The 23,117-nt window shown below is 59.7% G+C and carries 23 protein-coding genes; 5 read left to right on the top strand and 18 right to left on the bottom strand.

Translation table 11 applies throughout. The features are described 5' to 3' along the window. Window positions 1-47: 47 nt before the first annotated feature. The 9 genes from VK574_RS16020 to VK574_RS15980 form a co-directional block, all read right to left on the bottom strand. Window positions 48-3,488: an acyl-[ACP]--phospholipid O-acyltransferase gene (locus tag VK574_RS16020; RefSeq protein WP_472800864.1), complete on the bottom strand. Its 3,441-nt coding sequence runs from the start codon at window positions 3,486-3,488 to the stop codon at window positions 48-50. 236 nt (window positions 3,489-3,724) lie between these two features. Then, window positions 3,725-4,057, bottom strand: coding sequence for a PadR family transcriptional regulator (locus VK574_RS16015; protein WP_472800863.1), 333 nt, complete (start codon window positions 4,055-4,057; stop codon window positions 3,725-3,727). 276 nt (window positions 4,058-4,333) lie between these two features. Then, a complete protein-coding gene (locus VK574_RS16010) occupies window positions 4,334-4,804 on the bottom strand; it encodes a single-stranded DNA-binding protein (protein ID WP_472800862.1) in 471 nt (156 codons plus the stop codon). 375 nt (window positions 4,805-5,179) lie between these two features. After that, complete coding sequence (locus tag VK574_RS16005; protein ID WP_472800861.1) at window positions 5,180-6,328, bottom strand: hypothetical protein; 1,149 nt, start codon at window positions 6,326-6,328, stop codon at window positions 5,180-5,182. Next, window positions 6,304-7,065: a ferritin-like domain-containing protein gene (locus tag VK574_RS16000; protein WP_472800860.1), complete on the bottom strand. Its 762-nt coding sequence runs from the start codon at window positions 7,063-7,065 to the stop codon at window positions 6,304-6,306. The genes VK574_RS16005 and VK574_RS16000 overlap by 25 nt, the downstream gene beginning before the upstream one ends. A 56-nt stretch (window positions 7,066-7,121) precedes the next feature. Beyond that, window positions 7,122-8,054: an ABC transporter permease gene (locus VK574_RS15995; RefSeq protein ID WP_472800859.1), complete on the bottom strand. Its 933-nt coding sequence runs from the start codon at window positions 8,052-8,054 to the stop codon at window positions 7,122-7,124. Beyond that, the gene (locus tag VK574_RS15990) at window positions 8,051-8,926 is read right to left on the bottom strand and encodes an ABC transporter ATP-binding protein (RefSeq protein WP_472800858.1); all 876 of its coding nucleotides are present in this window, start codon (window positions 8,924-8,926) and stop codon (window positions 8,051-8,053) included. Before VK574_RS15990 ends, VK574_RS15995 begins: the two co-directional genes overlap by 4 nt. A gap of 4 nt (window positions 8,927-8,930) precedes the next feature. Then, window positions 8,931-9,323: a GntR family transcriptional regulator gene (locus VK574_RS15985; RefSeq protein ID WP_472800857.1), complete on the bottom strand. Its 393-nt coding sequence runs from the start codon at window positions 9,321-9,323 to the stop codon at window positions 8,931-8,933. Window positions 9,324-9,416: 93 nt separating this feature from the next. After that, window positions 9,417-9,911 (bottom strand): hypothetical protein, encoded by a 495-nt coding sequence (locus VK574_RS15980; RefSeq protein WP_472800856.1) that lies wholly within the window; start codon window positions 9,909-9,911, stop codon window positions 9,417-9,419. Window positions 9,912-10,536: 625 nt separating this feature from the next. On the opposite strand from VK574_RS15980, the gene VK574_RS15975 reads away from it, so the two are divergent. After that, window positions 10,537-11,805, top strand: coding sequence for a metal-dependent hydrolase family protein (locus VK574_RS15975; RefSeq protein ID WP_472800855.1), 1,269 nt, complete (start codon window positions 10,537-10,539; stop codon window positions 11,803-11,805). Window positions 11,806-11,863: 58 nt separating this feature from the next. Here VK574_RS15975 and VK574_RS15970 read toward each other — a convergent pair whose 3' ends face one another. The 6 genes from VK574_RS15970 to VK574_RS15945 form a co-directional block, all read right to left on the bottom strand. After that, window positions 11,864-12,169, bottom strand: a complete 306-nt coding sequence (locus VK574_RS15970) for a hypothetical protein (protein WP_472800854.1) — start codon at window positions 12,167-12,169, stop codon at window positions 11,864-11,866. Then, window positions 12,166-12,726, bottom strand: a complete 561-nt coding sequence (locus VK574_RS15965) for a DUF420 domain-containing protein (protein ID WP_472800853.1) — start codon at window positions 12,724-12,726, stop codon at window positions 12,166-12,168. Before VK574_RS15965 ends, VK574_RS15970 begins: the two co-directional genes overlap by 4 nt. Before the next feature lie 7 nt (window positions 12,727-12,733). Then, on the bottom strand, window positions 12,734-13,744 hold the full coding sequence (gene cyoE / locus VK574_RS15960; protein ID WP_472800852.1) for a heme o synthase: 1,011 nt from the start codon (window positions 13,742-13,744) through the stop codon (window positions 12,734-12,736). A gap of 89 nt (window positions 13,745-13,833) precedes the next feature. Then, window positions 13,834-14,253, bottom strand: a complete 420-nt coding sequence (locus tag VK574_RS15955) for a DUF5946 family protein (protein WP_472800851.1) — start codon at window positions 14,251-14,253, stop codon at window positions 13,834-13,836. A gap of 33 nt (window positions 14,254-14,286) precedes the next feature. Continuing rightward, the gene (locus tag VK574_RS15950; protein WP_472800850.1) at window positions 14,287-14,826 is read right to left on the bottom strand and encodes a shikimate kinase; all 540 of its coding nucleotides are present in this window, start codon (window positions 14,824-14,826) and stop codon (window positions 14,287-14,289) included. Window positions 14,827-15,277: 451 nt separating this feature from the next. Next, window positions 15,278-15,697: an EamA family transporter gene (locus VK574_RS15945; RefSeq protein WP_472800849.1), complete on the bottom strand. Its 420-nt coding sequence runs from the start codon at window positions 15,695-15,697 to the stop codon at window positions 15,278-15,280. Window positions 15,698-15,751: 54 nt separating this feature from the next. Here VK574_RS15945 and VK574_RS15940 point away from each other — a divergent pair, with 54 nt between their 5' ends. The 3 genes from VK574_RS15940 to holA all read left to right on the top strand — a co-directional run bounded on the left by VK574_RS15940 (window position 15,752) and on the right by holA (window position 18,485). Then, a complete protein-coding gene (locus tag VK574_RS15940) occupies window positions 15,752-16,591 on the top strand; it encodes a class I SAM-dependent methyltransferase (RefSeq protein WP_472800848.1) in 840 nt (279 codons plus the stop codon). Window positions 16,592-16,626: 35 nt separating this feature from the next. Then, on the top strand, window positions 16,627-17,151 hold the full coding sequence (lptE, locus tag VK574_RS15935) for an LPS assembly lipoprotein LptE (RefSeq protein ID WP_472800847.1): 525 nt from the start codon (window positions 16,627-16,629) through the stop codon (window positions 17,149-17,151). Between the two features lie 167 nt (window positions 17,152-17,318). Then, window positions 17,319-18,485 carry a DNA polymerase III subunit delta gene (gene holA, locus VK574_RS15930; protein ID WP_472800846.1) on the top strand — a complete coding sequence of 389 codons (1,167 nt, stop codon included), beginning with the start codon at window positions 17,319-17,321 and terminating at the stop codon, window positions 18,483-18,485. Window positions 18,486-18,514: 29 nt separating this feature from the next. On the opposite strand, the gene VK574_RS15925 is transcribed toward holA, so the two are convergent. Then, window positions 18,515-18,922 carry a bacteriohemerythrin gene (locus VK574_RS15925; RefSeq protein WP_472800845.1) on the bottom strand — a complete coding sequence of 136 codons (408 nt, stop codon included), beginning with the start codon at window positions 18,920-18,922 and terminating at the stop codon, window positions 18,515-18,517. Window positions 18,923-19,063: 141 nt separating this feature from the next. Further along, the gene (locus VK574_RS15920; protein WP_472800844.1) at window positions 19,064-20,068 is read right to left on the bottom strand and encodes a DMT family transporter; all 1,005 of its coding nucleotides are present in this window, start codon (window positions 20,066-20,068) and stop codon (window positions 19,064-19,066) included. 292 nt (window positions 20,069-20,360) lie between these two features. Between VK574_RS15920 and VK574_RS15915 the strand changes: the two genes are divergently transcribed. After that, window positions 20,361-21,869, top strand: a complete 1,509-nt coding sequence (locus VK574_RS15915) for a DUF6600 domain-containing protein (protein ID WP_472800843.1) — start codon at window positions 20,361-20,363, stop codon at window positions 21,867-21,869. A 27-nt stretch (window positions 21,870-21,896) separates the two neighbouring features. Here the strand turns inward: VK574_RS15915 and VK574_RS15910 are convergent, their stop codons facing one another. Beyond that, complete coding sequence (locus VK574_RS15910; protein WP_472800842.1) at window positions 21,897-23,111, bottom strand: caspase family protein; 1,215 nt, start codon at window positions 23,109-23,111, stop codon at window positions 21,897-21,899. Window positions 23,112-23,117: the final 6 nt, after the last annotated feature.

Raw genomic sequence — 23,117 nt, 5'->3', positions numbered from 1 at the left:
CAAAAGCGAGACCCGGGCACCCAGTTGCAAACCAACTTGAAACGTGATCACGCCATCGAGGCGGCCAGGGCTTTGACGCCGCGCAGGTCGATTTTTCCTGTGCCGAGGATGGGCAGCGCGTCGACATGGAAGAATGCGCCGGAGCGCGGCTTCCACAGAGCGGGCAGATCGCATTGCGCGAATTTTTCGATCACGGGCGCGAGCTTTTCTGTTGAGAGCGTGGAAATGACGACGATGCGCTCGCCTTTCTTTTCATCGGGCAGAGCGGTGACGGCGAAGACCTGCTCGGTGACGCCGGCGATTTCCTGCAGCTTGTCTTCAATGCGGATGTGGGGCACCATCTCGCCGCCGATCTTGCTGAAACGGGAGAGACGATCGGTGATGGTGAGGAAGCCGTCCTGTTCCATGATGGCGACGTCGCCAGTCGTGTACCAGCCATCGTGCAGCACTTCGGCAGTCTTCTCCGGCTTGCCGAGATAGCCCTTCATGACATTCGGGCCTTTGACGAGGAGCATGCCGGGAGTGCCGGGAGCGACGGGCTGGCCGGTATCGATATCGACGACGCGGATTGTGACGCCGGGAAGCGGGTGGCCGATTTTTCCGCGGCGCGCGCTGACCTGGCGGAAGCCCGGAGCGCGGAAGTCACGGCCATTGACGGTGACCACGGGCGAGCACTCGGTGCACCCATAGCCCTCGAGCGGGCGGATGCCGAAGGTGTCCTCGAAGGCAAGTGCGACGCGGTCGGCGAGCTTTTCTGCGCCGACGAGGACGTATTGCAGGCTGCCGAAGCTCTCTGGAGAGCAGCGCCGCATATAGGCCTGCAGAAATGTCGGCGTGGCGATGAGGAAGGTGACGCGATATTGCGCGACCAGTTCGCCGATGACCTTCGTGTCGAGCGGATTGGGGTGGTAGACGACGCCGACGCCGTTGGCGGCGGGCATCCACAGAGCAGCCATGAAGCCGAAAGAGTGGAAGAAGGGGAGGATGCCGAGGATCTTGTCATGGCCGTCGAGCATGAAGACTTGCGCGACCTGCTGGATGTTGGAACCAATGTTGTAGTGCGTGAGCATTACGCCCTTGGGGTCGCCGGTGCTGCCGCTGGAAAAGATGACGGTGGCAAGATCGTCGACGTTGCGCTTGCCGGGAGCGGCGCCGATGGATTTGCGCAGAAGGGTCTGCGGCATGGTGGATGCGAGCAGCAACGCGAAGAGCTTTTCCGTGACGCGCGGAGACTGTAATACATCTTCAAGGAAGATAGTGCGGCCGGGAATCTCAAGCTTCGGGAATCGCTCGACGAATGCTTTTGAAGTGATGACGACATCCACGTCGCATTGTTGCGCGCAGGAGGCGATCACTTCGCTCGATGCAGTGTAGTTGAGGTTGACTGGCACGCGGCCCAGCAAGGTCAACGCGTAATTGGTGAGAGCGCCGCCGACGGAGGGCGGCAGCAGCAGGCCGATCATCTGGCGATCGCCGATGGCAGGGCGGAGGCGGCGCGCGATGAATATGGTTTTGGTGAGCGCCGAGAAGAAGCGGACCTTGGGCGTTTTTGCATCGGCCATCATGAAGCGCAGCGGGAAGCGGCGCGCTGTGCGGACAAAGGCACGATCGAGCGTGCGCATGCGGCGCTTGCGCTCGCGAAAGGCTTCGGCCTGGAGTTCCTGCACGGCGGCGCGGACTGAGATGGCGGAGGTCGTAGGCGGCATGGGCGCGCCGAAGCTTACGGTGACCGGGTAGGGAATGCGGTGGGGAATCTTCCAGAGGAAGCGGCCGCGCTCGAAGCTGAAGATGCTGCCCCACACGCCGTCGAGGTTGACCGGGATGATGGGGACTTCGACGCCTTTCATGATGCGTTCGAGTCCGCGGCGGAAGGGAAGCATCTGGCCGGTGCGGGTGATCTGGCCCTCCGCGAAGATGCAGACGATTTCATCCTGGCGCAGCGCATCGCTTGCAGTGCGCAGCGAGCGGATCATCTCGCGAGGCCGCTGTTCGCTCGAGATGGGAATCGCTTTCATCATGCGCGCGAAGGGTTTGATGATGCGGTTATCGTAGATGCCCTTGTACATGAGGAAGCGGATGGGGCGGTCTGTCGAGGCGATGAGGAGCGCCACGTCGACGAACGACATGTGGTTGCAGACGAGGAGCGCGCCGGTTCTCTCGGGGAAGTTGTCGCGGCCGAGGACTTTGACGCGGTAGACGGTGTGGGTGACGAAGAAGAGGATCAAGCGCCCGAACCACTCTGGCAGCAGGATGAGAACGTAGACCGTGCCGGCTGCAGTGATGACCGAGGCGGCAAGCATGATGCCGCGCGGATTGAGGTGGACGAATTTTGTGAATACGAAGTAGGCGCCTGAAGAGAGGGCGATGCCGACAAAGGACAGCAGATTGGCCGCGGCGATGATGCCGCCCTTGTTTTCTTCGGCGGGGCGATGCTGGATGAGCGCGTTCACAGGAACGGCAAAGAATCCGGCCCAAAAGCCGAGTGTGCCGAGCAGGATTGCCGAACCGATGAGGCCGGTGTGCACGGTGCCAAGCGCGATGCCGGTCAACGTCATCCCGATGGAGCCGAGCGGGATGAGGCCGTACTCAATCTTGTTGCCGCTTAGCAGCCCGGCAATCATGCTGCCAATGCCAATGCCAACGGCGAGAGTGGCGTTGAGATAGCCGGTTTCCGTCTGGCCGATGTGGAGCACATCCGGACCGAACACGATGATGGTGGAGAACAGGAGCGAGCCGAGGAACCAGAAGTAAGTGTTGCCGAGGACCGCGAGGAAGAGCGGCTGATCGCGGCGCATGAGCGTAATCTGCTGCCAGAGATCCCCGATGAAGTTCAGGCGGAATTTCTTTTCGGGTGCTGCGGGAGGAACGTGATCGATGCCGAAGCTGGTGGCGAGGCCCGCGCAGGCGAGGGCAAGGAGCGTGTAGCCTGCGTAGACTTCGTGGCCATGGAAGTGCTCGGCCATGGCGGCGCCCGAGATCGTGCCGACAATGATGGCGAGGAAGGTGCCGAGTTCGATGACGCCATTGCCCCAGGAAAGGCGCCTGGCAGGGAGCAATTCAGGGAGAAGGCCGTATTTTGACGGACCGAAGAGCGCGGCCTGGGTGGCGACTAAACCCAGCGCGACGAGCGTGAGCGGCTGTAGATGCAGGGCCAGGCCGGCGGTGGCGATGGTCATGGCGCCAATCTCCATGACCTTGGTCCAGATGGTGACCTGGCGCTTGCTGAAATGGTCGGCGAGCCAGCCGCCCGTCATGCTGAAGAGCACGAACGGCATGGAGAAGAGGAAGGTGATGATCGAGACGAAGGTGTCGCGCTCGTCATTGCGCAGGCCCATGCCGATGATCATGGCGAGCAGAAGATTGCGCAGGATGTTATCGCTGTATGCGCCCTGGAATTGGGTCGCAATCAGAGCCCAGAAGCCGCGCTCGCTGCGCTGCACTTCAGGTGCGATGGTGGGCTCGACTACTGCGGTATCTGCAGATGGCATAGTGTGTCCGGCTGGGTAGCGATGATTATAGTGCGGCTGGGTTGACTGTCCTATCTAACAAAGAGGGCAGGTAGCGATGCCGAAGATCGATGGATGGCTGATGTTCTTCTGAACCTTCGGCTAGCTCCCGCATGTCTTTAATGTGAGTTTTCAGGGAGACTGCATGATTCGCGCGGGTGGCAGGGGTAGGTTGAGTTAGTCGCTGAGGAGAGTGGCTGATGCATCCCATCTGGATTTCACATGGACTGAATGGCCGCCGCCATGATCTTTACCACCTGATTCCATTGCCGCTCTTCATCCTTCAGCTGAGCGCGCCCAGCGGAAGTCAGCCGGTAATATTTTGCGCGGCGGTTGTTGTCGGACGAGCGCCACTCGGCTTCTACCCATCCGCTTTCCTCCATGCGGTGTAGTACCGGAAAAAGCGAACCGAAGCTTACCTGATAAGCGCCCTTGGTGATTTGAGTGATACGTCGAGAGATTCCAACTCCGTGCAGGGACTCCAGGGACAGTGCTTTCAGCACCAGCAGGTCGAGAGTTCCACGTAGAAGATCCGTACGTTTTTGCCCCATGCCCGCCCTCCTATCGGAATCCGATAAGAATCGTCCCACAGTCTCATGGAATTTGCAATGCGCAGTTTTCACTTTCAGAACCCAATTTTGGCCACATCGGAAGTATTGAACGCAATTGCTCCCTTACCTCACGCAAGCTTGCCGAAAGCTCGCACTCTATGGGAGGTACTTGTAAGGGAAGGTTACCTGCTATTTGCGCGGCTATTCGTATCTCAACGCAGCGAACCGCCCATCAGGAGGGCGGTTCGGTAAATAAATGTGCGGCGACGGCGAGCCCTAGAACGGTATGTCGTCGTCGGAGATTTCCGCGGACTGGCTGTATTCGTCGTGGCCGGCGGGCGGGCGCTGGTCGGCGCTGGTTGGTGAAGCGGCTGGACGACTGTATCCGCCGGAACTCGAGCCGCCGTCTTCGCGGCCTGAGAGAAGAGAAATATCGTTGACGATGATTTCAGTACGATACTTTTTCACGCCGGTTTCTTTGTCGTCCCAGCTACGCGTCTGGATTTTGCCTTCGACGTAGAGCTTGGATCCCTTTTTAACGTAATCGCGCACGATTTCAGCCAGGCGCGTGAAGGCGACAAGATTGTGCCATTCGGTGCGGTCCTGCCAGTTGCCCTGTGCATCTTTCTGCCGGTCGCTGGTGGCGAGAGTGAAATTTGCGACCATGGTCCCACCGGCAGTGGAACGGATCTCGGGGTCTTTACCCACATTACCCAAAAGAGTGACCTTATTTACTGACTTTGCCATATGCTTGCTCCTGCTGCTGCTGCTGTTCATTGCCAATTTTTCATGTCGCGTGCCAAAATCTCGAGCCAATCTCGGCCCATATTTCGTGCACACCAAAATCTCGTGTCAGCAGCTTCTAAACTTGGCGGCACAGGGATTTGTGGCAAATCGGGCAGAAACAGTTTTCCTTTCTCCGCAGATTCTCGTCCAAAGTATATGTGAGTGGGCGGAGCGCTAGCAAAGGCCGGGCAGGCTAGTGCAGCTCCGATGGCGCAATATCGGTCGCGATACGTGCTGATGCCGATGCGAATCTGATCCATCCGCAACTCTGAAGCAGCAGCAGCAGAAGAAGATGTCAAAAGACCTGATTAGTGGCCGAACGGCCAAAGTTGTGATCTAGTCCTGGAAAACTGGGCTGCATCTTTCGGTTTTGGATGTGCGCATTCCCTCCAATGGCCCTTCAGCGTTGAAGAGCGGCGCGAGATGGATTCCATGCAGGGCAGCGATGGTCTCGATTTCCTCGACCCGCTCCCGCGTGATGAACCCTCGTCCCTGGGAGAACGGCTCGAAACGTCGCGCCAGCGCGAGGGCCATGCCTTCGAGTAAACATCCATGGGCCACATCGGGGAATGGATGCCGATTCAGAACGCCTTTGAAATCGGGCATGAAACTCAACCCGCCCGCAATCTGTCCCAGACCACCAAAGAAGACATGGGCGCCAGGCGTATCGCCGCAAGGACTCAGGTTTTTCGGGTAGCCCGCATCGCAAATGATGGCTTCGGGCGCAACGCAGCCCAAGCGAAGTGAAGGGGAAGCCAGGCTCGCCGCGCAGATCACGATGTCGGCCGCACACGGGACTTGCTCGAGACGGGTTGCTATTTCTACCGCGGTTCCATCAGCCTCCAGTTCGGCGGCGAGGGTACGGAGCCGCTCCGGGTTGCGCGCGCAAATTATCACACGTTTGACGAAAGGCGCCAGGCAGCGGGCACAGCCGGAACCCACATCGCCTGTTGCTCCAACGATGAGGAGCGTCGATCTGGAGATTTCCCGTCCTTCCAGCGCACACATTTTCCTGATGCCTTGAACGATGAATGCGACCGTCAGGGTATTGCCGGTCGTGAAGATCGTATCGGTCCTTTCGGGAAGCTGATGGAAGTTGCCTTCAATCAGAATGGAGCTGAACCCACCCAGGCTCACGACCCTTGCTCCTGCGTTGATCGCACAGGCGGCAGCCGCACGAACCCGGCCAATGTTGTCGTGGACGTATTCGCAATCCAGGTGATCTGGAGGAATGAAGCAGTCGATGTAAAGGCCACGCGCTTTCGCTCCGGTTGCTGACGTGACCTCGACTTTGCAGACGGCTCGCGGCGGAATCCACGGGAAGATCTCCCGGATTTCCTCATCGGGTAATGGCGCGCGTTCGGCTCCGCGCAGAACCGCGAGCACATCCGCGGCCGCGCGCCAGCTTTCCTGATGCCCGATCAGAGCGAAATCCACATCGGTCCGCCGCTCTCGCGCGGTTACACCGGCAGCTGCGTGACCCATTGAAGTGTTACCTCCCCGGGCAGTCCCAGCGCGTCCAGCGTCTTCAGGTACTGTTGCAGCGACGCTCCGCGCAGTTCGACTGTGGTCAGCCCGACCTCGGAAAGCGATGGTTTCACGCAAGTGCTGTGGCATAGCTCGCACTCCCCATGCCGACATTCCCTGGCGACCATCTCCGCGAGCGTAGTCATGACGTCAAGATGAAGCCGATACACCTTGTCATCGAAGCGCTGTGGGTCTCTGGCTCGCTCGGCTCTGAGAATTTCCATCGCGTGCTCGATGTGCCCTTCCTCCTCTGCAGCAATCGCGGCAAAGGTCTTGCCGAGACTGCCCGGAGCAGCCTTCCCGACGCGGGTGTAGCTTGCGACAGCGAATGATTCGAGCATGATCTCCTGAACGATCAGACAGGCCATGTAGTCGCGCTCCGCGATCGAGCGCATGAATGCTTCGCGGATCCGCTTCCAGTACCTGGCGTTGACACTGTTGGGGACATTCACTCCGATCTTCCGACCTTCGGCAGCGAACGCGACGGCGTGTCCCTGTTCTCCCTGGGCGTGCTCCAGGGCATCGGCAACTTCTTCGGGGTCGTCGCAAATAGTCGATAACGCGCGGTAGTTCATGGCAGCCATGAGCTCACCCGTTAATGCCTGGGCTAGAACGTCCTGCCAGATCGACGCTGTGGGCGAGGGGGAACTGCAAACAACCTGTTCCGAGCAGGTCAGAGAAACGAGGGATTCCATAGATCCTCCTTGGGATTGAATGAAGTCGTCGAGATGGAATGAGGCCGGTGTACGAATCAGATGGGTCCGCGACATCGGCGAATGCGAACGGCAGCAGCGAGAAACGCGGCAGTGATCGCCAGGCCAATCCACAAACCCGAACTGATGAGGAAATGGAGCGGTCCAACGTGCATTGTGGGATCCATTGCCCTGCCACGTCCCATGATCTCGGCACCTTCGGAGCCGCCGGTGAAGCGGTTGCCAATCATAGAACCGAAATAGTTTGTGTTGAAGGCAACTTTCTCCACGATGCCGATGGTCAGCGGCGGCAACGTAGCCCAAAGAATCGGCACGCGCCGTGCCCAGCCTGAGATCAGCAGGAGCCAGGCATAAATTGGCGATTGCCAGAGCCCGTGAATGCACAGGAAGTGAAAGAGCAGCATAGGCCAGCGGTGGAAAATCCCCACTCGCGACCAAAGGGTCGCCACGTTTTGGCCGCTGCCCAGCAGCACCGCGCTGCTCATCATCAGCATGATCCATTGGGTAAGTACGGTGATTGCGAATGCCAGCAGAGGAAGAATTACCATCGGAATCGCGGCCTTCGACAGAACCGTAGTGAGATCCGAGACCGGCGTCGACTTCCAGAACAGAATGCTTCGATCGCGGCGTTCCCCATACAGAGCATCTGCAGAGTAGAACAGTCCGATTAGGAGAACGGTACCCATGATGAGATCTTCAGCGAACTCGTATGGCTGCCCGAGCAACTCACGCTGCTGCATCACGTCGAGCCCGGGCGCGGCGTGCATCTTAACCAGCAAGTGAAGGATGCTGATCGAGAAGCCTAACAAGAACAGGCATGCGACGGCGACGGGGGTAATATAGATGGCCCGGTTCTCCCACAATTCGCGCCGCACCGACCAGTACATGAGCCTTGCAGGAGGTATGGACACAGCTGCGATTCCCTGCGAGCGGAGAGACGATTCGGGCATTACGTTCGATTGACTGTTCACCTGGCCGCTCCTTGTGCCTGCTTGTCCTGATTAGCAATCACAGCAACGAACAAGTCGGCAATGCCGGGGGTTCGCGCATCGCCCAACGCCGCCACCCGTTGCCGATCCACCCCGTCGAACATCAGGATGCTGCCACCGATTACCTGGCGCTCGTCGATTGGTTTGAGAGCCCGTGCTGCGTCTACCTGGTCGAGATAGACCATCACTTCAAGAAAGCGGGACTCAACTTCTTCCATGCTGCAACTGAGGGCGACGCGACCTCTGTTCATAAACATCAGATCGGTGATGACGTGCTGGATCTCTTCAACCTGATGCGTCGTCAAGACGATGGTGCGGCTGCGATCGAAGTAGTCATTCAGAAGCGAATCGTAGAACTGCTTGCGGAAAAGGATGTCGAGCCCCAGCGTCGGTTCATCTAGCACCAGCAGCCTGGCATCGATCGCCATTACCAGGGCAAGGTGCAGTTGAGCCACCATGCCCTTGGATAAGTCGCGGACTTTGCGAGTATGTCCGATGGCCGTCTTACATAGGAAACTTTCCGCCTTCGCGCGATCGAACCGGGGATGCACCCCGGCAATATAGTCGAGCACCTGCCATACCTTTATCCATCGCGGTAAAACTGCGACATCGGCAATGAACGAGACATCGCGCATGAGCTGATCGCGTTGCGTCCATGGGTCGCGACCGAGAACCTGCAGTTCACCCTGATAGGGCAACAAGCCGAGAATGGCGTTGAGTGCAGTGGTCTTGCCCGCGCCGTTGGGACCAATAAGCCCCAGGATGCGGCCTTCTTCGACACGCATTTCGATGCCATCCAACGCGATCGTCGTTCCAAACTGCTTGCGGAGACCGCGCGCTTCTATGCATGCCATGGCTTCAGCGCTCCTTCTTTCGGGAATCCAGCTTGGCGCTCTTCGCCGACGCGGCATCGAGCAAATCCTCCGCTTTTAGCCCGAGCCGCTGAATGGTCGCACAAATCCTGGGCCATTCTTCGTCCAGAAATTTCTGCCGTTCGCCTCGCAATAACAAAGTGCGTGCGCCGGCATTGATATACATGCCGCGCCCTCGCCTCGTCTCCACCAGTTCCTCGTCGACCAATTGTTGATAGGCCTTCAGGACCGTCAGGGGATTGACCCGATATTCGGCTGCCACGGTGCGCACTGAAGGCAATGGGTCCCCTTCTCTGAGCACGCCGTCGAGCATCATGGCGACAACCCGGTCGCGAAGCTGGCGGTATATCGGCTGACTGTCGTTCCACTCGAAATCCATCCTCTGTCCCAGATATCCTCTGCTCTCAGTTGCTCTGTTGATCAAGACGAGCTATTCGAGCGAATCAATAACGCTTCGACCGCTACAGAGCGTTTACTTGGTGCGCTTCAGGTCGAGTAAGCCGCCCATCTGTTTGCCGGCGGCCATTGCGAATTCCCATTTTTCGGTGTGATGATCGGAGTCGATGAACGTGAAGGTGACGCGTTGCATGTGTCCCATTTGCGTGCTTAGAAGATTGGTGGCTTCGAGAAAATCGAAAACGATGGTCTTGCCGTCAGGCGAAGTGGTTGCCACCATACGGGGCTGGTTTCCCGCGTCACAATAATGGGTCAGAAGCAGACGGTCGCCATCGAGATGGAACATGGTGATCGGATTATCGGGCCCGGCTCCCTTCATCTCATGCATAAGCGCGTTGCCCATCGATGTCACGCGCAATGAAACATGAAGAGCCTGGCCATCCATGGTGCCTTCCCAGGATCCCGCCAAGGCTTTCAGCTGCTCGAATGAGCTTTGCGCGGCCGATTGCGCAAGAGCCGCTGTGGAGATCAACAAAACAACGAGCGACACACTCAGACTACGCGTTTTCATTTTGATTCCTCCGCGAGCGTGCGGCTCTTTCGGGGCGAGCCCGCATCAGGCAACACCGGCCGCAACCTCTATGGTGTTGTAGTTAACCATAACACCGCACCACATGCAAGCGTTTTTTTTGAACATCGAGCGAAGTTGGAGATAAAAGCGACTTGAACACCATCGTGAAGATTCAGGTGGCTGCTCGCCGGCTGGGTCAACCGATGGACGTACAGAATGAAGATCGAATGCGGCTTCTCGATTCATTCGAACGTGAAATCAACTGACGAACACGACAAGGCGAGAGCCTGACCGCCGAATATCAACACCCTCTCTTGCCGATAGATAGTCGGCGCGACCTCATCCATCAGGTGGAGGCAGCACTTGGAACTTGCAAATTTTCTTGGCGTGACGCTCAGCAGGTCGAGTTGCTGCGTCATCAGTTGGTTCGCGTATGTTGTACTTCCATCTAAAGGATGATTCTGAAGAGGGTGAGGAATCGGGTAATGCCTAGTACCCGGCTTAGAAGGACGACAGCAAGTATTGTTTATGAGCGCGAAGATTTGCAGCATCCCAAGTCTCAGACGCGAGACCTGGGACACCCAGGCTTGTAAGGTCGGAGAGGTTTCAAAGGAGATCAGGATTCATGGCGAAGGTGGAAGAAGCAGGCAAGAAGCTGGTTTTCCGTTCGGCACGGATATTCGATGGTGATTCGGATGCCTTGATCGACGGCAGAGACGTTGTCGTTGCGGGCGGAGTGATTGAGGACGTTGCCGCACCCAATCCCAGCAGTGACTCGGACGCTGAAGTGATTGACTGCAGCGGCTGCGTGCTGATGCCGGGATTGATTGATGCGCACGTGCATGTGTATGCCGCAGGGTTGAATATTACGCGCGTGGTGCAATCGCCGATGTCGTACCTGGCGCACTTTGCGGCGAAGTTTCTGCATGGATGCCTGGATCGCGGGTTTACCACGGTGCGCGATGTGGGCGGAGCGGATGTGGGGATCGCCTCGGCGATCCGGGACGGATTGCTGGGAGGCGTACCGCGGCTGTTTTATGGAGGGCGCGTGATTTCACAAACGGGCGGGCATGGGGATTTCAGGCCCGGCGATCACGCACTCGATGGTGTGGCGTGTTGCGGCTGTTCGTTCCACAGCGATCACATGGCGGTGGTTGCGGATGGGGCGGATGCGGTGCGGCGCGCGGTGCGGGAGGAGTTGCGGCGTGGCGCGGCGCACATCAAGATCATGGGGTCCGGCGGTGTTGCCTCTCCTACCGATCCGCTGGATCGCTGCCAGTATTCCGACGATGAAATCAAGGCCGCAGTGGACGAGGCGGAACGTGCCGGATCGTATATCGCGGCGCATTGTCATCCAACAGAGGCGGTGCGTCGCGCGGCTGGGTTCGGAGTGAGGTCGATTGAGCACGCGACGCTGATCGATCGGGAGACGGCGGAATTTGTGGCGGATCGTGGTTCGTTCGCGGTGCCGACCATGGCGACGCTTTTTGGACTTCTCGAAGAGGGTGAGGCGCTTGGTCTTCCTGCAGTCAGCGTGGAAAAACTGCGGAAGATCGGCGATTCCGCTCTCAAGGGCCTGGAGATCATGAAGCGTGCCGGCGTGAAGATGGGATTGGGAAGCGACCTTCTGGGGCAGCAGCACGTGCGGCAGAGCACGGAGTTCACGCTGCGGGCGCAGGTGCTGCCTGCGATCGATGTGCTGCGTTCGGCTTGCACGGTGAATGCGGAACTGATGGGGCAGGCGGGCAGGCTAGGCTGCATCCGCAAGGGGGCGGCTGCGGATCTGCTGGTGATTGACGGGAATCCTCTGGAGAAGATTTCTCTACTGGCAGGGGATCACGCGAGCATTGCCATGATTGTGAAGGACGGAAAGTTCCACAAGCGATTGCGGTGAGCGGATGAGGAATCTGAGCGAGGGGCGGAAGCGGGCCTGTCTCGCTGAGGACGGCGTGTCAGACGCCACGGCTGCCGGAGCGCCGCAGGCTGCGATTGCGAAACCATTTGGCGACGCCGAGGGTAAGAAGAAGTCCGCCGAACGGGATGCACATCAGCGCGACGATGAGAGCGAACCAGCCGGCGTTGGTGCTGGCGCCGGTGGGGCCGAAGCCGCCGAGCAGTGTCTGAAGCAGAATTGCGGCCAGCACGCCCGCGCCCACCATGGACGATCCCCATTGCAAAAGCTGGCGCGTGCCGTCGTTGGGTGAGGTGATGCGTTGCGGCGATGCTGGGGCGCGGTCGATCACGGGCATGCGGCTCACGATCCCTGCGCGAGGCGCAGCATCACGTAGGTGACGACGCCGGTGACTGATACGTAAAGCCAGATCGGAAATGTCCAGCGCGCGATTATACGGTGCTGTGGAAAGCGACCCGTAAGGGAGAAGAAGAACGTGACCAGCACCATGGGGAGCGCGATGACTGCAAGAACGATGTGGCTCGCGAGCAGCGGGAGGTAGACCGAGCGCCATGCGGCGTCGTGGGGGTAGCGGACGTCTCCGTGCAGGTAGTGGTGCAGGATGTAGCTGACGAGAAAGAGCGTGGAAAAACCGAAAGCTGTGATCATCGACGCGCGGTGAGCGGCGATCTTGCGGGCGCGAATAAAAGTGTAGCCAACGAGGAGCGCGGTTGCGCTGAGGCCGTTGAGTGCGGCGTTGAGCGCGGGCAGAAATGCAAGCTTTGTACTTGTGGTGTCAGCGGCGGGGTGTTCGTAGATCAGCCAGAAGAGAAACAAAGAAGCAGCCGCACTGATCGCGAGGATGGCGAGAATGGCCGGACCCGTATTCGCGCGGGGTTGCGATGTTGTTGCCGTGGCGCCCATTCTTTCCTCAGTGTTTGGCGATGGCGCAAACCATCAACGTGGTCAGCAGGAGAGGCAGGTAGATGACGCTCACCTTCAGCAGATCGCGGGCCACCATGCGGCTCTCAGTTTCGCTGGTCGCGCGCAGGATGCGGCTGAAACGGATCGTGTAGGCGAGATAGAAGAGTCCCAGTGCGGTTGCGGGAAACGCGTAAACCGCGCCTGCCATGCCGAGCCGCCACGGCAGGAGACTGACCGGAATCATGACTATGGCGTAGAACAGTGCCTCCACAAAGGTGGACCACCCGTCGGGCTGAACGACGGGGAGCATGCGGATGCCGGCGCGTCCGTAGTCCTCGCGGTAGAGCCACGCGATGGCCATGAAGTGCGGAAACTGCCAGACGAAGAGAATAGCGAAGAGCGCAACTGCGGGCCACTCAATGCGTCCGCGGGCGGCGGTCCAGCCGAGCATCGGGCCCATGGCTCCAGGAAATGCGCCGATGAATGTTGCAAGCGAAGTGACGCGCTTCAGGGGCGTATAAATCGCCACGTAGCAGAATGCCGTAAGCAGCGCGAGAGACACGGTGAGCAGGTTGGTGTGCAGAAGCAGCCACCATCCGCCGAACGCCAGGGCGCCGATTCCCGCCACGATTCCCTGGGCAAGCGAAATGCGCCCGGCGGCAATGGGCCGATCGGCGGTGCGCTTCATTTTGGCGTCGCTGCTGCGCTCGAGAGCCTGGTTAAGGGCACTGGCCCCGGCGGAAACCAGGCCGATGCCGATGAGTGTGTCGAGCAGGCCGCGCTGAACGCTGGAGATTCCCGATTGCATCGACCCCAGGTAGAAACCCGCCCACCCGGTGATAACCACCATTCCCGTGACGCGCACCTTGAACAGCTCGCGCAGATCGGTGATCAGCGTTGCCGTCATACCGGGGCTCGGAGCGTGAATCTGGTGTGCGGCATGTGCAGGCTCCCCAGGCAGACGTGCCTCGTGCTCAGCGAATTCTGATGAGGTGACAGTCTGGGAAACGGGAGTCATTGTGCGGAAAGTGACCTCTGTGGCGGCGCGGAGCCCTGGCACCTGTCTTGATGATATCAAGCGGCGACCGTACAGGGCTGACCGGTGTGTCAGGCCACTTCAAGGTGTTTTCGTGCCACTTCCACGATTTGGGCGCGGCTCGCCTGCCAGCATTCCCATACGTTGGCGCACCAGCGTTCGATCATCGCGTCGCGAGCAGAGCCGGGTTCGGCGGCGAGTACATCCTCAATGCGAATCGCGCCGCGGAAGGCGGGGAGGGGTGGCTTCGTCCAGGTATTCGGCCACCGTGCGAGCTGCATATGCGCCCTCTGCACCTGTTTGCCGGTGAAGCTTTTCTCGAGGTGCAGGTAGAGGCCGATCAGGGAGAAGACAATCGCGATCGGTTTGGTGGATTCGTCCGCATTTTGCGCGGCGTAGGCATCGACAACGAGCTGATGGATGAAGGCGGGGTCGGGGTGCGCCAGGGTGTAGAACGCGAGTTCGTTGTAGAGGTCGTCGTTGCGAGGCATAAGGCACCAGCAAAAAAGGATTCGAACCGGCTCTCAGTCGATGCGGCGGTTCAGTCCTGCGGCTTCGAGGACGGCGTCTGCTACCTGTTCGGGCGTGAGAGTGTCTGCGCGAACGGAAATGTGGGCTGTGCGGTAGAGCGGCAATCGGCGCTCGTACCGCGTGGCCAGGTTGGAGTGATCGGCGAGGACAGGACGCGTATTTTCGGTCCCGCTGCACCGGGCTAGTGTTGTGTTGAGCTCGACTTCGAGGTGCACGAGCAGGGTGCCGGGAGCGTTGAGAAGAAGGGTACGTGTGTCTTCGCGTTCGATGGCGCCACCGCCGAGAGCCAGCACCAAGGCGTCGCTTGCGGCGAGCCGCGCAATGGTTGCATGCTCGCGGTCGCGGAAGGCGCTCTCGCCGTGGCGCGCGAAGATTTCAGCAATCGCGGCGCCGGCTTCGGCCTCGATCACGTTGTCCACGTCGATGAATTGCCAGCCGAGGCGCGCGGCGAGGATGGGACCGACAGTGGATTTGCCGGAGCCCATGAAGCCGGTGAGAACGATGCGGCGCGGCGGCGCTGTTTGATTTCTCATTACCAAAACGAGGCCTTCCAGTCTCGGCTCGGGCCGGGGGTACCCCTACACACTTTGGGGCTAAGCTAGCTTCTTTCAGCAACCTAGCGGCGGGCAAGCCAGCAGAATCTTCACAAGAAAGAGTCTATGCGTAAATATTTCTCAACAAAGGACTTACGACCCAGCAATTAGAGATCAGGGGCCAAGGGATCATAAACCGATGTGCGGCAGTGCAAGCAGAACCTATCTCGTGAAGCTGATTCCATTATGCGCCGAGTACAGTAATTACCTGCAAAATGGTCCTATCGGGAAGTGACTGAAGCGAAAGATAGTTAGGAAATATTTCCGGTAAAGGGGATTGACATGAAAAATCGTGAGCACCCAGACTCCGACTCGGTCCGGCTCCGGTTAATCCAGGTATTGCTCTCTCAGAGTCTTCCAAAAGCGAGATCTGGGCGCCAGGCAAGCTAACTCATCCGAGGACCATCACTACTGCACCGGCGGTGATGAGCAGACCTCCGGCGACGGTCGGTACAGTGAGCTTTTCGCCGAGCAGCAGCCATGCGAAGACCATCACGAGCGGCACGCTCAGCTTGTCGAGCGGGGCGACGCGCGAGGCTGGTCCAAGTTGCAAAGCGCGGAAATAGCAGAGCCACGAAAGTCCGGTGGCCAGTCCGGAGAGCACGAGATAGAGGAAGGTGCGCCCGTCGAGAAGGCGGATCTCGCCATGCTTGCCGAGCGCCAGCGCGATGCCCCACGCAAACACGAGGACGACCGTGGTGCGTATGGCGGTGGCGAGGTTTGAGTCGACGTGCGCCACGCCCACTTTCGCGAGCAAGGCTGTTGCAGCGGCAAAGACGGCTGAGAGAAGCGCCCATCCAATCCAAGTCATAGCACTTATGGTATGCGGCAGCGGCCCGTTGTTCCTTCATCTAGACTGGATTTTATGGAGACGGGTCGGGCCAGCAAAACAGCTCTGGGTGTGGCAATTCGGCGCGCGGCGCATCAATTGGCCGACAAGCCTCCGGTATTGGATGACCCCATTGCGCTGCGCCTGGTCGGCGAGGGATATCCGCGGCTGATGGAGCGTGCACTGCACCCGGTGGGGCGCGACTTTCGCGGATTCATGGCGGCGCGCAGCCGGTATGCGGAGGACCGGCTGGCTGAGGCTGTCGCCGGCGGCATAACGCAATACGTGGTGCTCGGAGCGGGACTGGACACGTTTGCCTACCGCAATCCATTTCCGGCATTGCGGGTGTTTGAGGTGGACTTTCCGGCCACGCAGGTGTGGAAGCGAGCCATGCTGGAGCAGGCTGCGATCGCATTGCCGTCCAATCTCGTATTTGTCGCGCTGGACTTCGAGCACCAGACGCTGGCCGAAGGGCTCTGGCAGGCAGGATTGGATTTCGAAGTGCCGACGTTCTTCGGCTGGCTCGGCGTTGTGCCGTATCTGACGCTCGAAGCATTTCGCGCAACGTTGAGCGTGGTGGCGCAGATGCCTGCGGGAAGTGCGGTCACATTCGATTACGCAGTAGATCCAGAGACGCTGAGCCCCATCGGACGCATTGCGTTTGACCGGCTGGCGGAACGCGTCGCAGCGGCCGGGGAGCCGTTCCAGCTTTTCTTTACACCGGAGACTCTGGAGGCGGAACTGCGACAGGCGGGATTCCATCGCGTCGAGCAAGTCGATTCTGTCCGCCTGAACGATCTTTACTTCAACAACCGCGCGGATGGCCTGAAGCTTTCTCTGCTCGGCCTGGGGATGCTGGCTACTGCGTGGGTGTGAAGTCGGAAGCGACGCGACGCTACAATGGAGCCAGCATGATGCGCAGCATTTTAGGATTCGTAGTTGTGGCGGCCCTGGGCGCCGTGTCCGGCTGCGGATACCACACCCTCGGCGCGCCTACCCATCTGCCTCCGAATGCGCGCACCCTTTCGGTTCCGGTGTTTGCCACGCACACCGAGGCTTACCACACCGAATCTGCACTGACCGACGCGGTGATTCGCGAGTTTGCGGCGCGTTCGCGGATGCGCGTGACGCCGTCCGCGAACACTGATTCCGACGTGGTTTTGAAGGGGACGATCCTGAACGAAACGGTGGCGCCGCTGACCTACAACACCACGACGCAACAGTCGTCGAGTTTTCTCATTACTCTGGTTGTTTCCGTGACGCTGCAGGACCGCGAGGGCAAGGTGCTGTATGAGAACAAGAACTACGTCTTTCGCGGACAGTACCAGTCGACCTCCGATCTGCCGACATTTCTGGATGAGCGCCCTGCGGCAATTGACCGATTGTCACGCGAATTTGCCCGGGCGCTGGTGGCGGATGTGCTGGAAGGAATGTAAAAAGCAGGGAATAGGGACCAGGGACTAGGGAATAGGGAGTGACAAGCCCAGAGTCGGGGGCTGTTGCGTGCGGGGTTTCGGCCTTCTAATCCTCAGGTTTCCAATGGTGATGCGCTGGTAATCTGTATACGCATGCCTGCCGCTCTGCAAATCTGGGGCTTTGTGCGATGACCGGCTCTCGCTGGGGCGCGGGCATCAGCGCCGTCGGGCGTTTTGTGGGGGAGATTGAGGCTGCGGCCGCCGGAAAAGGCTCCCTGCGGGCGGGCTATGTGCTCGCGGGCGATGAGATCTTCCTGCTGGATCGGTGCCGCGAGGCTGTTCTGAAGGCATTTGTTCCTCCCGACCTGAAGGATTTTTGCCTCTCCGACCTCGACCTGGGTTCAACTCCGATTTTCGATGTGCTGGACCGTGCCCAGACGCCTTCGCTCATGGCGCCGTTTCAAGTGATTTTTGTGCGCAATGTGCGCCAGTTGTATACGCGTGGGGCGAAAAAGGACGAGTTTGCCGCGCTGGATCGTTATTTCAAGTCGCCGAATCCGCAGGCGCTGCTGATTTTTGTCGCCGATTTTCTGCGTATTCCCACCGATACGCGGCGCATGGAGATGGACGACAAGAACCGCTTCGAGCGCTTGACCGAGACGCTGGGCGAGCATTGCGGCATGGTCGAACTGGCGCGCGTGGCGGACGAAGATGCGATGCGCTGGGCTGTCGCCACGGCGCTGGCTGCCGATACGAAGCTGGAGGCAGACGCGGCGCGCGAGCTGGTGGATGCCCTGGGCGCGGACATGATGCTGATTGCGTCGGAGTTGGAGAAACTGCTGCTCTACACCTTTGGACGGGGCCGCATTACGCTGGGGGATGTCGAGACGATGGTGCTGGCCGCCAAGCAGCGCTCGCTTTATGAACTGACTGACGCCATCAGCTCACGCAATACGGCGAAGGCCCTCGCGCTGCTGCACGGGCTGCTGAACAGCTCGGATGCGGGCGAGGATGCCGCGATCGGCCACCTGTATATGCTGGCGCGCACGTTTCGGCAGATGCTGGTGATCGTCGAGAAGAATGTGCGGGATTCGCGCGCGATCTGGCAGGCGTTGTGGCAGGGGTTTCGCATGCCGCCATTCGCAGCGGACGATCTGATTCGGCAGGCGCGGCGGTACAAGAGCCGGCGCGATTTAACGCGGGCGCTTCGCTTGATTGCGCGTGCCGATCTCGAGCTTCGCTCGTCGCCGCCGGATAAGCGGCTTGTGCTGGAGCGGCTGGTGTACGACCTGGCAGCGGAGCCGAAAGCCGCGCCATCGCCGTGGGCCTCGGCGCAGTTGTCGTTCGAGGGGTAGAAGGCCCTGAAGCTGCCTTCTGTAGCTAATCAATAGACGCCGTGCTGGTTCAACCACGCGCCGCAGGGCTGGTCCAGCTTCTCCACATGATCGAGGTACCACGAGGGCAGGAACCCAAGCAACGATGGGAAGTGAAGGACTTCTTCGTGATTGATTTGTTCCAGAGCCGCATAAAGCTTTCCCATCAGGTGATGATGTGCGGTCCGATGGTCGTTGATACCGGGGAATCCTTGTTGCAGCAAAAGCTGTTCTTCACTTCGGAAGTGCATGTGGGTGAAGTCAATGAGGCGTTCGAGCTGCAGGGTGACGTCTCGGCGGTCGCCTCCGCGCAGAAGCATGACGCGCAGTTCATTCAGCGTATCCATAAGGATGCCGTGCTGATCATCGATGGCTTCGACGCCGACGATGCACTCGTGACTCCACGTCAAAAGCGTCACTTTCACCTCCACGAACAAGGGCAAGTCTAGCTCCGCTGAGGAGAGTCACAATGGCGCTATGGTGGGGAGGGCATGAGCCTTTGGGTTCACCCGGCATGTGACCTCGGCGCATTACTCTGGTGCTTCTTACTCCTGGGAGTCTTATTCAAGGATCACGTCTGGTTGGTTATGGCTGCGCGTTGTTAAAACGATGGCAGCGCCGAGGATGAGAGCTCCGCCGAACCAGGCGTACGGGCCGAGGTGTTCGCCGAGAAGCCGGACGCCGAGGTAGGAGCCGAGGGCTGGCTCGATATTGAGAAAGACTCCGGCGCGCGAAGCCGGGACGTGGTGGATGCCCCAGTTCCACAGAAAGGTTGTGGTTGCCGTGCAGGCCAGGCCGCTGATGGCCAGGGCCACCCAGGCGGTGAGGCTGACATGGGCGAAGGGCGGCGGCGCCACTTTGTCTGCCCGCCAGGGGTTCAGGATCATCGGCCCCAGGATCCACGCCACCAGCATGACGGTGCCGGCCACGATGCTGTAGGCAGTGACCACCATGGGGCTGTGGGTCTGCATCAGCTTTTTGCTGAGCAGGATCCAGCTGAGCGCGGTGCAAAGCGAGAGGACCACCAGCAAATCGCCATACAGTGTGGGTTCGCCCAGCGTTGCAGGACCGCGGTGAATCACCCCAACAAGCAAAGACCGCTCGTCGGGGACCCCGATGTGGCCGCCAAGGACGATCAGCGCCGCGCCAATGGTGGAGGCGATCAGGGCCGCCCAGCCAAAGCGATCGAGATGCTCGCCGGCAAAGAGGGCCGCCGCGACGCCGAGCAGGACCGGCATGGAGCCGACCATCAGGGATGCGTGGCTGACCGTGGTGTGTGCCAGGCCGTGGAACTGAATCAGGAACTGGACGGGAATCCCAAAGAACGATGAAACAAGCAGGATGCGAATCTCGCTGCCAGTGAAACGCACCCGGTTGAGCAGCGCGACGGGGAGAAGGCCGACGCAGGCAAACAGGAACCGGTAGAGCACCATGTGCTCCACGCTCATCTCATTGAGCGCGAGCCGACCAAAGTAGAAACCGGTACCCCACAGGCATCCCGCGACTGCGCATGCTCCGTACCCGAGAAACCGGGTGCGCGGGGTCAATGTCGTTGCTTCTGCCATGCTTACTTTTACTGTCGCACAGCCAAGGTGAGGGGGCCGCTGGGTTTGCAGACCGGACTGTCGACACTGCAGGCTTTTGGAGTCGGTCACTCCGAATTCTCAAAAGCAAGGTTGGATTCCTTCAAAGCGGAGATTTCCCGAACGAAATATACCCAGGGAACCGCGGAACTTGAAAAGCCAGCAAGCCGTCAAAGATCGTGCTAGCATTTGTGGCACGGTGCGTCCTGGCCGGTGCTGTGGCTAGGCGCTTGACTACCAACGTTCGCCCAACAAAGAACAAGAGGATGCGAACATGCGATCGACATACCTTTCCAAGGCCATGACATTTCTCCCGCTGCTGCTGCTTGCTCCGATCCTGCACGCGCAGTCGAATGACGCAACAGGTACAACTCCTGGCGTATCCAAGGTACGCATTGTGCGCCTGAGCCAGGTGAAGGGCTCTGTCCAGGTCGACCGCAGCGACGGGCGCGGCTATGAACGGGCCATCGCAAACCTGCCCATCGTCGAACACAACCAGTTGCGCACCGGCGAGGGCGTCGCCGAGGTGGAGTTTGAAGACAACAGCTCCCTTCGTCTGGCGCCGAATTCCCTTGTCGAGTTTCCGCGCCTGGAGCGCTCTGCAAGCGGAGCGACCATCTCTTCCATTCACCTCATCGAGGGAACCGCGTACGTCAGCCTGGTGAAGCCGCAGAGCGGCAAGGCGGCGAATGAATTCAAATTGATTTTTGGAGATCGCACGCTCAATCTCGATCCTGCGGCGCATATTCGGCTGGCCCTCGAAGGCACCGAGGCCAAGCTCGCCGTGATGGATGGAGCACTTCACATCGATGAAGCGAACGGCGCAGTGAGCATTCCCAAAAAAAAGACAGCGACGTTTCAGACTTCGGATCAGAGTGAGCCCACGATCGCCCACAACGTCGAGACAAGCCCGTTTGATGGATGGGATCACGAAGCGTCCTCGTATCACTCGGGTGTGGCTGCGTTAAGCGGGGTCAACTCTCCCTATGCCTATGGCACCCGGGATATGTCGTACTACGGAAGTTTCGTCAATGCCGCCGGCTGTGGTGGTGGCGGGTCAATGTGGCGGCCTTACTTCGCCAGCGCGGCGTGGGATCCGTTCGCGAATGGCACCTGGGCGTGGTACCAGGGCGCGGGCTATTCCTGGGTTTCTCCGTACCCATGGGGGTGGACACCGTATCACTCTGGCTCGTGGGCGTACTGCGGCGATATGGGCTGGGGATGGTTTCCCGGCGCAGGCGGAGGAGGATGGTACGGCCTGAATAACGTCGCCGCCCTTACGCCGATCGGACACACTTCGGGAGGAGGCAGTGGACGCACGCAGCCGCCGCACTTGCCGGGCCACCCGCCGCTTCCGCATGCGCCCTCGATGATCGCTGTGAACACCAGGCCCATCGTGGGTTCGCAAGTCGCATCGCCGACGAAGTTCGAATTCCGAAAGGACTCGGCCGGATTGGGTGTGCCGCGGGGAACGCTCGGGAACCTGAATAAGTTCTCACGCGAATCGATCAGCCACGGCACCGCCAGCACTGCGATTTATGCCAGCGTTCCGCGGGCGGGCCAGCCCATGGGGGGCGGCATCACAAAGTCGGAGATGCTGAGCGCATCGATCCATCGCGGGTATGCGCCTTCTTCGAGTTCATCATCCTCGGGGAATTCCTTCGGGACATCCTACGCAGGGTCAGGCGGAATGCGCGGCGGCGGGACGACCGCGTCTCCCGCTCCGATTGCCGCTCCCTCAGCCCCATCCATGCCATCAGGTGGTGGAGGCGTGAAGAAATAATCGCTGAACTGGGGTAAATGGCGGTGTCTACGGCTCGCTCGAAGCGGTTGCTGTCGAGTTGTCGCCGATGGCGAAGTCGGCATCGGGTGAACTCCGGCTCATTACGGGGTGCTGTGTGTTCACGCTCTGTGACACTTGTTTCGCGACAGATGCGAATATCTGGCTGAGGGGAGTTCGTCCTTTGCCTTTCTCGAGAGCCTGCAACAGAAAGTAAGTGAAATACCCGTGCTTCAAGTCGGGGCTTTCGAGGGATTCCTCATTCACTCCGCTTGCCGCGATTACGATGCGGCCTGTCCCGTCGGTCATGTGTTTCAACATCTGATCGGAGGGCGCTGAACTGGCGATCGGGGAAACGGAGGATGCATCGGTCTTGATGGATCCGGCGCTGTAGCAGGTATCGAGGATCACCGCAGTCCGCAGAGACTTCATGCGCGTAGCCACTGCGTTTGCCAAATCCACCATGGGATATGCGGTGGCATAGAGGGCGTCTTCGTTAACACCGCTTCCAGCGGAGATTTCGGTATCGTATGTGACCAGATAATTCGCACCGCCGCTGGAATCCAGCGTGCGGGGCGTGCCGTGTGTGGCCACGTAGATCAGCACAAGATCATTGGGCTGGGCGTGACGCGCGATCCAGTTGAGCTCCTCTTTGATGTTCTTCGTCGTTGCCTGCTCATCGGTCAGGACATGCACATTTGCCGGCGGAAAGCGCCCGATGGCTGGATCTTTCAGCGCGTTTGCAATTCCATTTGCGTCGGCGGTGGTGAAGCGAAGCGCTGGGACGCCGGTATCGCCAAACTTGCCGATACCGACGACGAGAGCCCACTTCTGGTTGACCGGACCAACGGGAACGGATGAGGGAGTGCTTGCACTTTCAGAACCCGCTACGGCGGAGAGGCCGCGGCTCGCGGGCGTGGAGAGAACCAATGGATTCAAACCTTGCTGCAATGCTTCAGAGCCGTTGAAGCTTGCCTTGTCCATAGCGTATTTGGCCTGGACATCATGGCCGAGCCGTTTTTCCACCAGGCTCCGGTAGTACCACGCGTCGCCGAGTTCGGGACACTCTGCAACCGCGTGTTTCAAGAGCTGGAGCGCATCTCCAAATGCGTCGTTGCCGCTTTGCGGGGTCACCCGTTCGAGCGCCTGCACAACGAGATCCTTGCCCGCGCCGCAACGGTCGTCCTGCGCCTGCGCAGAGATGCATGCGCCCAGCAAAAACACCGACACGGCAATGGGAAGCATGCCGAT

It is taken from the genome of Occallatibacter sp. (assembly GCF_035317045.1).
GTDB lineage: Bacteria > Acidobacteriota > Terriglobia > Terriglobales > Acidobacteriaceae > Telmatobacter.
Note: the sequence above shows the minus strand (reverse complement) of the source record. Positions and strands in the feature narration are given on the sequence as shown.

Bases quoted from the DNA above. Each gene is read 5' to 3' on its own strand.
- VK574_RS15940 (WP_472800848.1), top strand. From the start codon at position 15,752: ATGGAGACGGGTCGGGCCAGCAAAACAGCTCTGGGTGTGGCAATTCGG.
- VK574_RS15955 (WP_472800851.1), bottom strand. From the start codon at position 14,253: ATGCCTCGCAACGACGACCTCTACAACGAACTCGCGTTCTACACCCTG.
- VK574_RS15990 (WP_472800858.1), bottom strand. From the start codon at position 8,926: ATGGCATGCATAGAAGCGCGCGGTCTCCGCAAGCAGTTTGGAACGACG.
- VK574_RS16015 (WP_472800863.1), bottom strand. From the start codon at position 4,057: ATGGGGCAAAAACGTACGGATCTTCTACGTGGAACTCTCGACCTGCTG.
- VK574_RS15920 (WP_472800844.1), bottom strand. From the start codon at position 20,068: ATGGCAGAAGCAACGACATTGACCCCGCGCACCCGGTTTCTCGGGTAC.
- cyoE (WP_472800852.1), bottom strand. From the start codon at position 13,744: ATGACTCCCGTTTCCCAGACTGTCACCTCATCAGAATTCGCTGAGCAC.
- VK574_RS15965 (WP_472800853.1), bottom strand. From the start codon at position 12,726: ATGGGCGCCACGGCAACAACATCGCAACCCCGCGCGAATACGGGTCCG.
- VK574_RS16000 (WP_472800860.1), bottom strand. From the start codon at position 7,065: ATGGAATCCCTCGTTTCTCTGACCTGCTCGGAACAGGTTGTTTGCAGT.
- VK574_RS15950 (WP_472800850.1), bottom strand. From the start codon at position 14,826: ATGAGAAATCAAACAGCGCCGCCGCGCCGCATCGTTCTCACCGGCTTC.
- VK574_RS15945 (WP_472800849.1), bottom strand. From the start codon at position 15,697: ATGACTTGGATTGGATGGGCGCTTCTCTCAGCCGTCTTTGCCGCTGCA.
- VK574_RS15985 (WP_472800857.1), bottom strand. From the start codon at position 9,323: ATGGATTTCGAGTGGAACGACAGTCAGCCGATATACCGCCAGCTTCGC.
- VK574_RS15975 (WP_472800855.1), top strand. From the start codon at position 10,537: ATGGCGAAGGTGGAAGAAGCAGGCAAGAAGCTGGTTTTCCGTTCGGCA.
- VK574_RS16005 (WP_472800861.1), bottom strand. From the start codon at position 6,328: ATGGGTCACGCAGCTGCCGGTGTAACCGCGCGAGAGCGGCGGACCGAT.
- VK574_RS16010 (WP_472800862.1), bottom strand. From the start codon at position 4,804: ATGGCAAAGTCAGTAAATAAGGTCACTCTTTTGGGTAATGTGGGTAAA.
- holA (WP_472800846.1), top strand. From the start codon at position 17,319: ATGACCGGCTCTCGCTGGGGCGCGGGCATCAGCGCCGTCGGGCGTTTT.
- VK574_RS15915 (WP_472800843.1), top strand. From the start codon at position 20,361: ATGCGATCGACATACCTTTCCAAGGCCATGACATTTCTCCCGCTGCTG.
- VK574_RS15980 (WP_472800856.1), bottom strand. From the start codon at position 9,911: ATGAAAACGCGTAGTCTGAGTGTGTCGCTCGTTGTTTTGTTGATCTCC.
- VK574_RS16020 (WP_472800864.1), bottom strand. From the start codon at position 3,488: ATGCCATCTGCAGATACCGCAGTAGTCGAGCCCACCATCGCACCTGAA.
- lptE (WP_472800847.1), top strand. From the start codon at position 16,627: ATGATGCGCAGCATTTTAGGATTCGTAGTTGTGGCGGCCCTGGGCGCC.
- VK574_RS15910 (WP_472800842.1), bottom strand. From the start codon at position 23,111: ATGCTTCCCATTGCCGTGTCGGTGTTTTTGCTGGGCGCATGCATCTCT.